The sequence below is a fragment of the Pedobacter sp. R-06 genome (assembly GCF_049913135.1).
Taxonomy (GTDB): domain Bacteria; phylum Bacteroidota; class Bacteroidia; order Sphingobacteriales; family Sphingobacteriaceae; genus Pedobacter.
Map to the genome: position 1 here is coordinate 1,802,129 of NZ_CP183977.1, position 17,916 is coordinate 1,820,044.

Annotated in this window: 3 protein-coding genes; all 3 read left to right on the forward strand. The window is 41.6% G+C overall.

The window, feature by feature from the left end; translation table 11 throughout:
- Positions 1-401 precede the first annotated feature (401 nt).
- Positions 402-16,160: a DUF7507 domain-containing protein gene (locus ACN9MR_RS07430; protein WP_426328979.1), complete on the forward strand. Its 15,759-nt coding sequence runs from the start codon at positions 402-404 to the stop codon at positions 16,158-16,160.
- Between the two features lie 14 nt (positions 16,161-16,174).
- Positions 16,175-17,146 (forward strand): PorP/SprF family type IX secretion system membrane protein, encoded by a 972-nt coding sequence (locus ACN9MR_RS07435; RefSeq protein WP_426328980.1) that lies wholly within the window; start codon positions 16,175-16,177, stop codon positions 17,144-17,146.
- Positions 17,147-17,257: 111 nt separating this feature from the next.
- On the forward strand, positions 17,258-17,905 hold the full coding sequence (locus tag ACN9MR_RS07440) for a response regulator (protein WP_057934807.1): 648 nt from the start codon (positions 17,258-17,260) through the stop codon (positions 17,903-17,905).
- The last annotated feature ends 11 nt before the right edge of the window (positions 17,906-17,916 follow it).

Consider the following 17,916-nt stretch of genomic DNA (forward strand, 5'->3'; position numbering starts at 1 on the left):
TACTGCATGTTATAATATTGTTGTTGATTAATATCAAAAAAACATTTCGTTGATCGGTTGTTGTATGCCGGCATAGTAAAAGTTAATTTCCTTTTTTGTGTGCTTTGTAGTATTGATAATACAGTTTTTAGCTTATTAAGTGAAAAAATAATTGGCAATATTGTGGTTTTTTGGTGTTTGCAGTAGTGTGAAAAATAACATACTTTTGCGGCCCTTAAAAAAGGCATTTTAAAATAGTCTCTACCTCTTCAAAAGTGTTTTATAATCAGCGTATAACCGCTGTTTTTGCTGCATTCCATAAAGAGAGTTTTTTATTGAAAAATAACCTTTTAGGAAGATTTTGTGCTCATCGGATGAGGCTCTTTATATGCAGTGATTACCCTATTATTTTCAAATGGAAAATGAATAAAATTATAAAACGCTTTCTCTTTAAAAACACGTCTGTTATTAAGATGTTTTTTCTTGCTTTATTCCTTCTTGTATTAGGAATTAGTCGTGTTTCAGCTCAATTTAATGTTACTGGTCTATTTACTGATTACAAAGGTTATTGGTCATCAAAACAAGGTTCAATAAATCCAATTTGGCCAGACAATAAAAATAATTTGCTGGGTTTCACTTTTAACAACATAAATTATTCAACAGGTGTAAATGATGCATTACTTACCTCGAAACTTGTAACATTTACACCAGGGTCTTATCAGGCCTTCCCAGTTAAGAATATTCCTCTCCCTGGTACTGCTTCAAATTTTATAGGTCTTGGACAGTTGGAAGATGGGGTGGATAATGGAGGAGTTTATCCATATTCGGTACCGGTAACAGTAGCTCAGATTCTTACAAGAGGTATAAGGGGATTGGATATGGGATCTTGTATTACTAATATTCCGGCTACGGCTGCTCCTTTGAGTTTTAATTTTGGCGCAATTACTGATGATTCTCAAATTGGAGATGGGGTACCGGATATTTTAATTACGCAGGTTGCACAAGCAACTGGGGCATTGGATCAGGTATATTTTGAAGATGGAAATGGAAATTTAGTCGGTAATAAAATTAGCATAGACCAATCTGCAATTCAATCAATCGGTACATGGTTGCCAGATTTTTATGATCCTAATACAGGGATAATTCAACCTGGTTTTATAAAAACAGAAAGGCCAATTCGAATTTGGGCTGCTGATGCCAGTGCTTTCGGGATAAATTCAGGTAATTACTTGCAACCGCTTGTTTTAAGATATAAACTGGGTGGTAGTAGTGATCCGGCTTTTATTGCCTTTAATACCAAGTTTATTAGCTTGGTAACGGCAAATGATGACCAAGCGGGTACTACATTGAATACGCCGATCAATTTCAGTATACTGGCTAATGATCAGCCAAACAATCAGGCCGCCCTTTCTTCTTATACGGTACCAACCGCTTCGGCACATGGGACAATAGTTAAACAGGCGAATGGAACGATAACCTATACGCCAAATGCAGGTTACTACGGGCAAGACTCTTTTACTTACACTATTTGTACTAATATAAACGGAACAATTACTTGTGATGATGCTATTGTTACCATCAATATTTCTCCTAATGTTGTTGAGCCTGTATTTAGTTCAGGAGTGAATCTGAGGTGTCAGGGTACAGGAAATACAACTTATACTGCGAGTTCTGCTTTTGCAACTTCCATGGCTTTTGCCATCAGTCCTAATAATGCAGGTACGGTATCTACTTCTGCAATGGCAAACAATGCCAATGTTGGTACGGCAACAGCAACAGTTACGTGGGCAGCTGATTATTATGGTGCCGCAACTATAACGGCAATAGCTTACGGTTCAAATGGGCCAAAATCAACTCCCTATAATATTACCGTAAATCAAGCCCCAACCTTAGTTGCAGGCGGCAATGCCACGCAAACTGTTTGTGCCGGATCGCCAATCGCATCAACCACTTTTACGTGGGGGGGGAGTGCTACAGATGTAACTGTTACTAATCTTCCGGCCGGATTATCTACCTCTAAAAGTGGAAAAATTTTAACCATAAGTGGAACACCAACTGCTGGGGGATCTTATACCGTTACCACCACTGGACAATCTTCTCCTTGTGGCGCTGCCAGCGTTTCAGGAACAATTAGCATCAACCCAATTGCAACGTTAGCTGTGGGTGGCAGTATTGATCAGGCTACCTGTACCGGTGGTGCAATTACGCCGATTACATTTAGCTGGGGTGGTGCTGCCACGGATGTAAGTTATACTGCTTTGCCGGCAGGATTAATCGCCAGCAAAAACTCGACTACAAAAGTTTTAACCATAAGCGGAGTACCTACTTCAGGAGGTACATATTCTGTAAGCACTATTGGTCAGCTCAGTCCATGTGTAGCCATCACCGCTACAAGTACTATAACGGTTAATCCTTCTGCTGGTTTAACAGCAGGTGGAGGGGCTAGCAGTCAAGCTGTTTGTACCGGTAGTGCGATTACTCCGATAATTTATACTTGGTCTGGTTCTGCTACAGATGTGGCAGTGGACAACCTGCCTACAGGATTGATAACTTCAAAAGCAGGTAAAACGCTCACAATTAGTGGAACGCCAACTTCTAGTGGCACATTTAGCGTAAGTACAGTAGGGCAAGTAACTCCATGTATAGCTGCTTCATTAAGTGGTACTGTTACGATTACCGCAACACCAGCGCCAACTGCGAGCAACCAGACTTTCTGCGAAATCTCAAATGCTACTGTTGCCAATTTAGCAGCAACGGGAACTTCTGTTAAATGGTATACCCAGGCAACCGGTGGAACCGCTTTGGCTCCGACTGCTGCTTTAACCAACGGAACTTATTATGCGAGTCAGACTTTAAATAACTGCGAGAGTGCAACCCGTACTTCGATCACAGTAACGATTTACCCAACACCAAAAGGATTTAATGATGCTAAAACTCTAGACTGTGCAGGAAGCTTTAGTTATAATATTCAAACATCAAACATCAATAATACGGTTAATGGAGGAAATTCGGTTCCTGCGTCATTCACTTGGACAGTAAATTCAAATGCTAATATAATAGGTGCGGCGAATGGATCGGGTAATACAATCACTCAAACTTTAACCAATACGAGTAACAGTATCCAAACAATTGTGTATACCGTAACACCAAAAGCGACTGTAACAGGTGGTTGTGTTGGCAATACATTTACGGTAACGGTTTCTGTTCCCGTATGCTCATCAATATCGATTACAAAGTTGGCAGATGTTTTGTCAACTAATAAAGCTGGAAATATTATCAATTACACCATTACTGTATCCAATACTGGGAATGCAAATCAAAATAACGTAATTGTTAGCGATCCCTTGCTTGGTGGTAATCTAAGCAATCCTACGAAAACTGGAAATACAGATAATATTCTAGAAAAAGGCGAAACCTGGACTTACAATGGATCTTATACTGTACTTCAATCAGATTTAAATAATAATGGTAATCCAATCAATAACGCTGGAAAGATTACCAATACGGCGAGTGTTAATACTACCGAACTGCCGACAGCAAAGACAGCAAAAGCTGATGTTAATATTGCTTTAAGTCCGGCGGTTAATTTGGTGAAAACAGGAATATTAAACATTAATGGTAACTCGATCAGTTACTTATTTACTGTTAAAAACACCGGTAACGTTACTTTGAATAATTTAGTTGTAACCGATAGTAAAGTTATAGGGCCAATTACATTAGCGACTAGTACATTGACACCAGGCGCAAGTACAACTGCTACAGCTTCATATACAATTTCTGCTGCGGAGAAGGTTAGTGGGTCAGTTAGCAATACGGCTACAGTTAATGGTAAAGATCCGTTAAATGGCAATGTTTCTGATATTTCGGGAACGACTGAGAATAACGATACGCCAACGGTAACCAATACTGGGGTTTATGCTGTTGATGATGAAGGAACTGTAAATGCCGTAACAGGTGGTATTGCAGTAAACAATGTTTTGATTAACGACAAGGTGAATGGTAACCAGGCTACTTTAGCTAATGTAACCATCAGTCAGATTTCGAGTTCAAATCCTAACATATCTATTGATCCTGCTACGGGAAAAGTGAATGTTCTTCCGGGTACGCCTGTTGGAACTTATACATTGGTTTATCAGATTGAAGATAAAGCAAATCCTGGAAATATAAAAGAAGCGACTGTTACGATCCATTTGGCTACAGGAGTGATCTTAGCTGTTGATGATAATGGAAGTGCGAATAGTGTTACTGGCGGAATGGCAGTAACGAATGTTCTGGTCAACGATACCTACAATGGTGGTGCACAAGCAAACTTATCTAATGTCGCCATTACTAATGGAACAAATGATAGCAATGGTAAGATAACACTTGATCCAACAATGGGATCAGTAAATGTTGCAGCAAATACACCTGCGGGTATTTACACTTTAACCTATACGATCACTGATAAACTTGATGCTTCGAAAACTTCTACTGCGACTGTAAAAGTAACTGTAGCTTCCGGAGCTTTATTGGCTAAGGATGATGCGGGTACTTCAAACTCGGTAACAGGTGGAACTGCAGTTGTGAATGTATTGGCAAATGATACTTACAATGGAACAACAGTAGCTCCAACATTAAACGATGTAGCGATCACCAATGGCTCGAACGATAGCAATGGCAAGGTAACGCTTGATCCAGCAACGGGAGTAGTAAGTGTTGCAGCCAACACACCTGCTGGTATTTATACTTTAACTTATACGATCACTGATAAACTGGATGCTTTGAAAACTTCGACCGCTACAGTTAAGGTTACGGTTTCATCCGGCTCTTTATTGGCTAAGGATGATGCGGGTACTTCAAACTCGGTAACAGGTGGAACAGCAGTAACAAACGTACTTTCGAACGATACTTACAACGGAACAACAACAGCACCGACTTTAAATGATGTAACCATTACGAATGGTGCAAACGACAGCAATGGCAAGGTAACGCTTGATCCAGCAACGGGTGCAGTGAATGTTGCAGCAAATACCCCAGCAGGTATTTACACTTTAACTTATACCATCACTGATAAACTGGATGCCTCAAAAACATCGACCGCTACAGTTAAGGTTACGGTTTCTTCTGGTGCATTATTAGCGAAAGATGATGCAGGTACTGCCAACTCGGTAACAGGTGGGACTGCAGTTGTGAATGTATTGGCAAATGATATTTACAATGGAACAACAGCTGCTCCAACTTTGGCTGATGTGATTATTGCCAACGGTACAAACGATAGCAATGGCAAGGTAACACTTGATCCAACAATGGGATCAGTAAATGTTGCAGCAAATACACCTGCGGGTATTTACACTTTAACCTATACGATCACTGATAAACTGGATGTTTCGAAAACTTCTACTGCAACGGTAAAAGTAACGGTGGCTTCCGGAGCTTTATTGGCTAAGGATGATGCGGGTACTTCAAACTCGGTAACAGGTGGAACGGCAGTTGCGGATGTTCTGGGCAACGATACCTACAATGGTGGTGCACAAGCAAACTTATCTAATGTTACCATTACTAATGGAACAAACGACAGCAATGGCAAAGTAACACTTGATCCAATAACGGGAGCGGTGATTGTTGCAGCAAATACCCCTGCTGGTGTTTACACTTTAACTTATACCATCACTGATAAACTGGATGTTTCTAAAACCTCTACAGCAACGGTAAAAGTAACAATAGCTTCAGGTGCATTAATAGCGAAAGATGATGCAGGTACCTCAAACTCGGTAACAGGTGGAACTGCAGTTGTGAATGTATTGGCAAATGATATTTACAATGGAACAACAGCTGCTCCAACTTTGGCTGATGTGACCATCACCAACGGTACAAACGACAGCAATGGTAAGGTAACGCTCGATCCAGCAACGGGAGCAGTAAGTGTTGCAGCCAACACACCTGCTGGTATTTATACTTTAACTTATACGATCACTGATAAACTGGATGCTTTGAAAACTTCGACCGCTACAGTTAAGGTTACGGTTTCTTCCGACTCTTTATTGGCTAAAGACGATGCAGGTACCTCAAACTCGGTAACAGGTGGAACTGCAGTTGTGAATGTATTGGCAAATGATATTTACAATGGAACAACAGCTGCTCCAACTTTGGCTGATGTGACCATCACTAATGGTACAAACGACAGCAATGGTAAGGTAACGCTCGATCCAGCAACGGGAGCAGTAAGTGTTGCAGCCAACACACCTGCTGGTATTTATACTTTAACTTATACGATCACTGATAAACTGGATGCTTCAAAAACTTCGACCGCTACAGTTAAGGTTACGGTTTCTTCCGACTCTTTATTGGCTAAAGACGATGCAGGAACTGCCAACTCGGTAACAGGTGGAACTGCAGTAGCAAACGTACTTTCAAACGATACTTACAATGGCACGACAACAGCTCCAACCTTGGCCGATGTCACCATTACGAACGGTACGAACGACAGCAATGGCAAGGTAACGCTTGACCCAACAACGGGAGCAGTAAGTGTTGCAGCAAATACCCCAGCAGGTATTTACACTTTAACTTATACCATCACTGATAAACTGGATGCCTCAAAAACATCGACCGCTACAGTTAAGGTTACAGTTTCTTCTGGTGCTTTATTGGCTAAGGACGATGCAGGTGCCTCAAACTCGGTAACAGGTGGAACGGCAGTTGCGGATGTTCTGGGCAACGATACCTACAATGGTGGTGCACAAGCAAACTTATCTAATGTTACCATTACTAATGGAACAAACGACAGCAATGGCAAAGTAACACTTGATCCAATAACGGGAGCGGTGATTGTTGCAGCAAATACCCCTGCTGGTGTTTACACTTTAACTTATACCATCACTGATAAACTGGATGTTTCTAAAACCTCTACAGCAACGGTAAAAGTAACTGTAGCTTCCGGAGCTTTATTGGCTAAGGATGATGCGGGAACAGCTAACGCGGTAACAGGCGGAACTGCGGTAGCAAACGTACTTTCGAACGATGCTTATAATGGCACGACAACAGCTCCAACTTTGGCTGATGTGACCATCACTAATGGTACAAATGATAGCAATGGCAAGATAACACTTGATCCAGCAACGGGTGCAGTGAATGTTGCAGCAAATACCCCAGCAGGTATTTACACTTTAACTTATACCATCACTGATAAACTGGATGCTTCGAAAACTTCTACTGCGACTGTAAAAGTAACTGTAGCTTCCGGTGCTTTATTGGCTAAAGATGATGCAGGTACCTCAAACTCGGTAACAGGTGGAACTGCGATAGCAAACGTACTTTCGAATGATACTTACAACGGAACAACAACAGCACCGACTTTAAATGATGTAACCATCACGAATGGTACGAATGATAGCAATGGCAAGGTAACACTTGACCCAACGACGGGAGCTGTAAGTGTTGCAGTCAACACACCTGCTGGCATTTACACTTTAACCTATACGATCACTGACAAACTGGATGCCTCAAAAACATCGACCGCTACAGTTAAGGTTACGGTAGCATCAGGTGCATTACTGGCAAAAGATGATGCAGGAACAGCTAACTCGGTAACAGGTGGAACGGCATTGGCTAATGTTTTATCAAACGATACTTACAATGGTACTTCAACCGCTCCAACTTTGGCTGATGTGACCATCACGAACGGTATAAATGATAGCAATGGCAAGGTAACACTTGACCCAACAACGGGAGCAGTAAGTGTTGCAGCTAACACACCTGCCGGCGTTTACACTTTAACCTATACGATCACCGACAAACTTGATGCCTCAAAAACATCGACTGCTACAGTTAAGGTTACGGTTTCTTCCGGTGCTTTATTGGCTAAAGATGATGCAGGAACAGCTAACTCGGTAACAGGCGGAACAGCGGTTGCGAATGTATTGGAAAATAATACTTACAATGGAACAACAACTGCTCCAACTTTGGCTGATGTGACCATCACTAATGGTACAAACGACAGCAATGGCAAGGTAACGCTTGATCCAGCAACGGGAGCAGTAAGTGTTGCAGCCAACACACCTGCTGGTATTTATACTTTAACTTATACGATCACTGATAAACTTGATGCTTCGAAAACTTCTACTGCAACGGTAAAAGTAACTGTAGCTTCCGGAGCTTTATTGGCTAAGGATGATGCGGGTACTTCAAACTCGGTAACAGGCGGAACAGCAGTTGCGAATGTTTTGGCAAATGATGCCCACAACGGAACAACAGTAGCTCCAACATTAAACGATGTAACGATTACCAACGGTACAAATGATAGCAATGGTAAGATAACACTTGATCCTTCAACGGGAGCAGTAAGTGTTGCAGCGAATACCCCTGCTGGCGTTTACACTTTAACTTATACCATCACTGATAAACTGGATGCTTCTAAAACATCGACCGCTACAGTTAAGGTTACAGTTTCTTCTGGTGCTTTATTGGCTAAAGATGATGCAGGAACAGCTAACTCGGTAATAGGCGGAACAGCGGTTGCGAATGTATTGGAAAATGATACTTATAACGGAACTAGTGCTGCTCCGACATTAAACGATGTCATAATCACCAACGGTACAAATGATAGCAATGGTAAGGTAACGCTTGATCCAACAACGGGAGCTGTAAGTGTTGCAGCTAACACACCTGCTGGCATTTACACTTTAACTTATACCATCACTGATAAACTGGATGCTCCGAAAACTTCTACTGCAACGGTAAAAGTAACTGTAGCTTCCGGAGCTTTATTGGCTAAGGATGATGCGGGTACTTCAAACTCGGTAATAGGCGGAACAGCGGTTGCGAATGTATTGGAAAATGATACTTACAATGGAACAACAGCTGCTCCGACATTAAACGATGTAACGATTACCAACGGTACAAATGATAGCAATGGTAAGATAACACTTGATCCTTCAACGGGAGTAGTAAGTGTTGCAGCGAATACCCCTGCTGGCGTTTACACTTTAACTTATACCATCACTGATAAACTGGATGCTTCTAAAACATCGACCGCTACAGTTAAGGTTACGGTTTCTTCTGGTGCTTTATTGGCTAAAGATGATGCAGGTACCTCAAACTCGGTAACAGGTGGAACTGCGGTAGCAAACGTACTTTCGAACGATACTTACAACGGAACAACAACAGCACCGACTTTAAATGATGTAACCATTACGAACGGTACGAACGACAGCAATGGCAAGGTAATACTTGATCCAGCAACGGGAGCAGTAATTGTTGCAGCGAATACACCAGCTGGCGTTTACAGTTTAACTTATACGATTACTGATAAACTGGATGTTTCGAAAACTTCAACCGCTACAGTTAAGGTTACGGTTTCTTCTGGAGCTTTATTGGCTAAAGATGATGCAGGAACAGCTAACTCGGTAATAGGCGGAACAGCGGTTGCGAATGTATTGGAAAATGATACTTATAACGGAACTAGTGCTGCTCCGACATTAAACGATGTCATAATCACCAACGGTACAAATGATAGCAATGGTAAGGTAACGCTTGATCCAACAACGGGAGCTGTAAGTGTTGCAGCTAACACACCTGCTGGCATTTACACTTTAACTTATACCATCACTGATAAACTGGATGCCTCAAAAACATCGACCGCTACAGTTAAGGTTACGGTTTCTTCTGGAGCTTTATTGGCTAAAGATGATGCAGGAACAGCTAACTCGGTAATAGGCGGAACAGCGGTTGCGAATGTATTGGAAAATGATACTTACAATGGAACAACAGCTGCTCCAACTTTGGCTGATGTGACCATCACTAATGGTATAAACGACAGCAATGGCAAGGTAACGCTTGATCCAGCAACGGGAGCAGTAAGTGTTGCAGCCAACACACCTGCTGGTATTTATACTTTAACTTATACGATCACTGATAAACTTGATGCTTCGAAAACTTCTACTGCAACGGTAAAAGTAACTGTAGCTTCCGGAGCTTTATTGGCTAAGGATGATGCGGGTACTTCAAACTCGGTAACAGGCGGAACAGCAGTTGCGAATGTTTTGGCAAATGATGCCCACAACGGAACAACAGTAGCTCCAACATTAAACGATGTAACGATTACCAACGGTACAAATGATAGCAATGGTAAGATAACACTTGATCCTTCAACGGGAGCAGTAAGTGTTGCAGCGAATACCCCTGCTGGCGTTTACACTTTAACTTATACCATCACTGATAAACTGGATGCTTCTAAAACATCGACCGCTACAGTTAAGGTTACAGTTTCTTCTGGTGCTTTATTGGCTAAAGATGATGCAGGTACCTCAAACTCGGTAACAGGTGGAACTGCGGTAGCAAACGTACTTTCGAACGATACTTACAACGGAACAACAACAGCACCGACTTTAAATGATGTAACCATTACGAACGGTACGAACGACAGCAATGGCAAGGTAATACTTGATCCAGCAACGGGAGCAGTAATTGTTGCAGCGAATACACCAGCTGGCGTTTACAGTTTAACTTATACGATTACTGATAAACTGGATGTTTCGAAAACTTCTACTGCGACAGTAAAAGTAACTGTAGCTTCCGGAGCTTTATTGGCTAAGGATGATGCGGGAACAGCTAACGCGGTAACAGGCGGAACTGCGGTAGCAAACGTACTTTCGAACGATGCTTACAATGGCACGACAACAGCTCCAACTTTGGCTGATGTGACCATCACTAATGGTACGAACGACAGCAATGGCAAGGTAATACTTGATCCAGCAACGGGAGCAGTAAGTGTTGCAGCGAATACCCCTGCTGGCGTTTACACTTTAACTTATACGATCACTGATAAACTGGATGCTTCAAAAACTTCGACCGCTACAGTTAAGGTTACGGTTTCTTCCGGCTCTTTATTGGCTAAAGATGATGCGGGAAGTGCAAATGGTTTAGTAGGTGGGCTAGCTGTAAATAACGTCCTTTCTAATGATGGTTACAATGGAACTTCAACAGCTCCTACGTTAAGTGATGTAAGCCTATCACAAATTTCGACAACAAATCCTAATGTAACGCTTAACGTTGCAACCGGACAGGTAGATGTAAAACCAAATACACCAGCAGGCGTTTACACTTTAGTTTATGAAATTGTAGATAAATTAGATGCAAATCAAATCAAACAGGCTACGGTAACCATTACGGTTGCTGCGCCAGCATTGGCTGCCACAAACGATTCAGGAAATGCAAACGGTCATACAGGCGGAACAGCAGTTGAAAATGTACTGGCTAACGATACCTACAACGGCAGTCCGGCAACATTAAATGACGTAAAATTAAGCCAGGTTTCAACCAGTAATCCAAATGTTACCTTGGATGTAACGACCGGAAAAGTTAACGTTGCACCGAATACTTCTGCAGGAACCTATACCTTGGTTTACCAGATCGAGGATAAGCTGAACCCAGGTCAGACGAAAACGGCTACAGTAACCATTATGGTTGGTGCGCCTGCATTGGCTGCCACAAACGATTCAGGAAATGCAAACGGTCATACAGGCGGAACAGCAGTTGAAAATGTACTGGCTAACGATACCTACAACGGCAGTCCGGCAACATTAAATGACGTAAAATTAAGCCAGGTTTCAACCAGTAATCCAAATGTTACCTTAGATGTAACGACCGGAAAAGTTAACGTTGCACCGAACACTCCTGCAGGAACCTATACCTTGGTTTACCAGATCGAGGATAAGCTGAACCCAGGTCAGACGAAAACGGCTACAGTAACCATTATGGTTGGTGCGCCTGCATTGGCTGCCACAAACGATTCAGGAAATACAAACGGTCATACAGGCGGAACAGCAGTTGAAAATGTACTGGCTAACGATACCTACAACGGTAATCCGGCAACATTAAATGACGTAAAACTAAGCCAGGTTTCAACCAGTAATCCAAATGTTACCTTGGATGTAACGACCGGAAAAGTTAACGTTGCACCGAATACTTCTGCAGGAACCTATACCTTGGTTTACCAGATCGAGGATAAGCTGAACCCAGGTCAGACGAAAACGGCTACAGTAACCATTATGGTTGGTGCGCCTGCATTGGCTGCCACAAACGATTCAGGAAATGCAAACGGTCATACAGGCGGAACAGCAGTTGAAAATGTACTGGCTAACGATGCCTACAACGGTAGTCCGGCAACATTAAATGACGTAAAATTAAGCCAGGTTTCAACCAGCAATCCAAATGTTACCTTAGATGTAACGACTGGGAAAGTTAATGTTGCACCGAACACCCCGTCAGGAACCTATACCTTGGTTTACCAGATCGAAGATAAACTGAACCCAGGTCAGACAAAAACAGCTACGGTAACTATTGCAGTTGGTACAAGTACAATTTTGGCCAAAGACGATTCTGGAACAGTAAATGGTTTTACAGGTGGCATAGCTGTTGAAAATATCCTGATTAACGATAAGTATAATGATATTTCACCTGCGACGATAACTACCGTTGCAATCAATCAGATTTCGACTTCAAATCCAAAAATTAACATCGATGCAGCAACTGGAAAGGTAAATGTTGCGGCAGAAACGCTTCCAGGAGTTTATACGTTGACTTATCAGATTACCGATAAATTGGATGCGGCAAAAACTTCAACAGCGGTAGTAACGGTAAGTATCCCGAACTGGATAACCGATCTTCAGATAAGCAAAACAGCCAATGTAACTGGCGTTGAAACAAGCGGTGATATCAGCTATACCATCACCATTAAAAACAACGGACCTGCTACGGTATTAAGCGGCGAATCCATCGGACTGATAGAAAATCTTCCGGCAGGATTGGAAAATATAAGCTATAATGCAATTGGTGGAAACTATAGCTCAACAGGAAAAACCTTTACCCTTACAACTGATTTATTGATTGGTCAACAGGTAAGTTTAACAGTTAATGGCCATGTTGCAGCAGCGTTTGCGGGAGTAAATTTAGTAAATAGTGTATCATTAACTCCAACCGCTAAATCAACAGATCCTGAGAGTACCAACAACCAATCAACGGTTACCACAAAAATATTGAAAGGTAAAATAGCATTGGTTAAGACAGGTGCTTTAAGTCCCGATCGCAATAGCATTACTTACACTTTTAATATTACCAATATTGGCGATGTAGCCTTAAATAATGTAGTGCTGATTGATCAGAAATTGGCCATGAATAAAACATTCTCTACAGCATTGGCAGTAGGAGCAAGCTTTACCTTCGATCAGGTTTATACACTTTCACAAGGTGATAAAGATGCCGGATCAGTAAGTAATACCGCTTCAGTAATTGCCAAAACACCTGCCGGAAATACCGTTAGTGATATTTCAGGAACAGGAAGTGGAAATGATAATCCTACAGAAACCCCGATTCTAAATACTTCTTCACTTACTTTTACAAAAGTTGCCAGTGCTATAGGGACGAAAATTGGCGAATCGATAGATTATACCTTCACCATTACCAATACAGGAAGTGTTACGTTAAGTAATTTGATAGTGAGTGATGCCGCGGTTGATGCTGGCTCGATCAAACCGGCAAGTATTTCAACTTTGGCACCGGGTGCAAGTGTTAATGTTACGGCAAAACACACTTTAACGCAAAACGATATCAACCTGGGATCGTTTACCAACCAGGCATCGATAAAATTAACTGATAATAAAGGCAATGTAATTAATCAATTGTCTGATGATCCGGCTACACCAACGCCTAATGATGCTACGGTAACCAAATTAACACCATCACCAGGTTTCACCATAACCAAGTCTGTTACAAATAGTGCAACTAAGGCTGGCGATGTGATCAATTACAGCATTATATTCAAAAATACTGGGAATGTAACCTTAAGTGATATTGCATTAGTTGATGCAAATGCAGATGCCGGTAGTTTAACGCCATCGAATATAACTTCGGTATTGCCAGGTGCTACTGTGAACATTACCGCTAAGCATACGGTAAAACAAAGTGATGTAAATGCTGGTGGTTTCAGTAATCAGGTAAGTGCAAATGTAAAGGATCCAAAAGGAAATACGATCACGAAAGTATCTGACGATCCATCAACCCCTGCAGTAGATGATGCAACTTTTAGCCCAATTGTGGCCAATCCATCGCTTAGGTTTACCAAGGTATTTGCTAATAGCGCAGGTGTGGTTAAAGTAATTGAGTACAGCATTCAGGTTACCAATACGGGTAATGTTACGCTTACCGATATTGTGGTAACCGATGAGGGAGCAGATCCGGGTAGCATTACACCCGCCACGATCAGTAAATTAGAACCTGCCGAAACCGCTTTGATTTTAGCCAGACATACCTTAACGCAACCAGAAATTGATAACGGCAAATTTGTGAACCAGGCTGGTTTGGTTGCCAAATATTCGGGTGCAAATAAATTGAGTAAGCTGTCAGACGATCCAAGAACTTTGGCGCCTGATGATCCTACGGTATTCCCAATTAAAGAAACACCGGGCCTTACTTTGGTTAAAACAGGCGTTTTAAGTGCCGATGGAAATTCGGTTACTTATACTTTTACTGCAAAAAATACCGGGAATGTTACTTTAAGCAATTTTAGTTTGCTTGATCCAAAAATTTCATCAACAATTACTTTTACACCTGCAAGTATTGCGCCCGATCAAACGGCAGTGGCCACGGCAGTTTATGCCATTACACAGGCAGAGAAAAATGCAAGTTCGGTAAGAAATACGGCTACACTTACGGCCACCACGCCAGCTGGAACTCCAGTTTCTGATGTTTCGGGAACTGAGGAAGACAATGATTACCCAACTATTTTAGAATTGACAAAAATTGTGAGTTCAAAAACTGTTGCCGATGCCAACAACAATGGAAAGGCCGAAGCAAATGAGGTTTTAACCTATAATATTATTGTTAAAAATAATGGAAATACGGCCAGAACAGGTGTGAAGATTGCAGATGCAATTCCAGCTAATACTACTTACCTAAGTGCTAGCGCGGATAATGGCGGATCGCTAATCGGTAACGTATTAAACTGGAACAATTTAACCATTCCTGCTAACGGGCAGGTACAGGTGAGCTTTAAAGTAACTGTTAACGCGGTTATTCCTTCGGGAGTATTAAGTGTGAATAACACTGCTACGGTGACTGATCCTGGCAATACCTTAACGCCATTGAGCCCAGCAGTGGCAATTCCAACTGAGGGGATGTTGGAAGGCAGCAAATCGGTCGCCGATAACAAGGGTAATAAAGATGGCAAAGCACAGGCTAACGAGATTTTGACTTATTCGCTTCAGGTTAAAAATACAGGGGGCTCTGCACTAAATGGAGTAACGATAACCGATGAACTTCCTGCTGGATTAACCTATGTTCCGAATTCTGTTTCTGGATATGGTACCGTTATGGGTAATACCTTGAAATGGACGATTAATATGCAGGCCAATTCGAGCACGGTATTAACTTTTGATGCGAAAGTTGCGCCAGATGTAAATAGTTACAATACGATCAAAAATGTGGTCGTAATGACGAGTCCAACAGGAACAAGTATTAAGCCAGAAGCGCTTATGGCTGTAGATAAATCAGCTGATTTAATGGTGACAAAAGAATTGCTAACCAAAGGCGATATCAAAACCGGTTCTGATGTTACCTATAAAATTACAGTAACCAATAAAGGATCGAACAGGGCAACTGGCGTTACCGTTACGGATAAGCTTTCGACCATTATCGATGCGCCTAAAGAAATAACGGTTACGATTGGTACAACAACTTATACTACCATCAGCAGAGATTTAGTGTGGTTGGTTGGAAGTTTAGATTTAAACCAGAGCGCAACATTAACCTTTAAAACAAGAACCTTAGCGGCAGGTGTATTAAATAATTCAGCTATGGTAAAAGCAGATCAGCCAGATCCAATATTAAATAATAACATGGTAATGGCAGATGCCGCAATTATAACAGGTGATGATTTATTGATTCCGAACCTATTTACACCTAATGGCGATGGTATAAATGATACGTTTGAAATTAATGGCCTGGCCGAATTTGCAGAAAATGAAATCACCATTGTTAACCGTTGGGGCAATGAGGTATTCCGAGCTAAAGGCTACCAGAATAACTGGACGGGAGAAGGTTTGAATGAGGGAACTTATTACTATCTGCTACGCGCCAGAAAAGGTGGAAATAATGAATGGAAAGTATTTAAAGGTTATATCACCCTGATTAGGGCATTTAAAAACTAATAGGGAGGAAGGTAATGAAGAAACTAATAATATTAATTGCAGGTTCGTTTTTGTTGCTTTCGCAGCAGGTGTCTGCACAGCAGGATGCCCAGTATAGCCAGTACATGTTCAACGGAATCTACATCAATCCCGCTTACGCCGGCTATAAAGAGGTACTGAATGTACATAGCTTTTACCGGAGCCAGTGGACGGGTATTACCGGGGCACCAAGAAGCATGTCGCTGGCGGTAGATGCCATTGCAAACAGCGGCAACGTAGGTTTGGCCCTTCAGGTGGCGAGCGATAAACTTGGTGCACAGACCAACCTGAGTATTTACGGTAACTATGCTTACCGCATCAGGATGAACGATGATGGCAGTTCGAGATTGGCACTTGGCCTTGGCCTTGGAATGGTGCAGTTGGGTATAGATGGTTCGCTGCTCAACCCGAACAACCCTGAGCCTAACCAGCCAGTTGGTATGCAGAGTACCATTGTGCCCGATGCAAGGGCAGGGGTTTATTTTTCCAACGATAAGTTTTATGCAGGTTTCTCGGCCGATAACCTGATTGCCACTTACATCGATATCGACCGTTATGCCTTTATCCCACAGCCCAAACCGCATTACTATCTTACCGCTGGTGCCTTGTTTCCGCTTTCAGAAGATTTTCAGGTTAAACCTTCTTTTCTTTTAAAAGACGACCGTGGAGGTCCCACGAGTTTGGATTTGAATGCGTTTTTGATGATCAAAGATTTTATCTGGGTTGGCGGTTCGTACCGTACAGGTGTAAAGCTGTATGATAAAAGCTATTTGCAGCGTGATCTTACCCCCAGGAACTCTGCCGTAGCAGCGATACAGATTTTTCCATCCGAGAAACTCAGGATCGGCTATGGTTACGATTTTTCAATCGGTCCGCTACAGGGTTATAGCGGCGGTACACATGAGATTTCCTTGTCCTATTCGTTCATTAAACCAAACATCAGATTAGCAACCCCAAGGGTGTTTTAAACAAAACTGTAAACATGTGTATTATAATATTTACACATTTAAACGAAAAATTAACTACAATTGCGTACAAAAAAATAACTTTTTATTAACTTGCACAATATTCTTAAAATAATGAAAACAAAAAATGCCGTAAGTACTTTTACTGTGCTCATCGCTGATGATCATGAGATCATCCGCCGTGGATTAAAAGGTTTAATATCAGACTTTTGGCCTGGTGTTGAAATCATTCATGCATCTACCCTGGAGCAGGCGCTTGTTGAAACAGAAAAATCGCCAAGTTTAATCATTATTGATGTGAACTTGCCAGGAGGTAATAACCTTAAGGTAATCGATCAGATTAAATTGGTTCAGCCTAATGCAAAAATCTTGGTATTTTCATCTTTGAATGAGAATATCTATGCTGTTCCATATTTAAAATCGGGTGCATCAGGTTACTTAACCAAAAATGCCGAAGAATCAGAAATTGTAACCGCAATTACTACGATTTTAGCAGGCAGTCGCTATTCGAGCAGAAATGTTAAGGAAAACATGTTCAACAGTATATTAGGTAATGATGCCGATAATCCTTTTACCAAACTTTCTGGTAGAGAATTAGAAGTTGCAGAATTACTAACAAAGGGGATTGGGGTATTAGAGATTTCTAATCAGCTAAATCTTCAAATGGGTACAGTAAGTACTTATAAGTTGAGACTTTTTCAAAAGCTGAAAATAAAAAGCATTATAGAACTCGCTGAAAAGATGAGTATCTATGAAAGATAAAAAGAGTATTT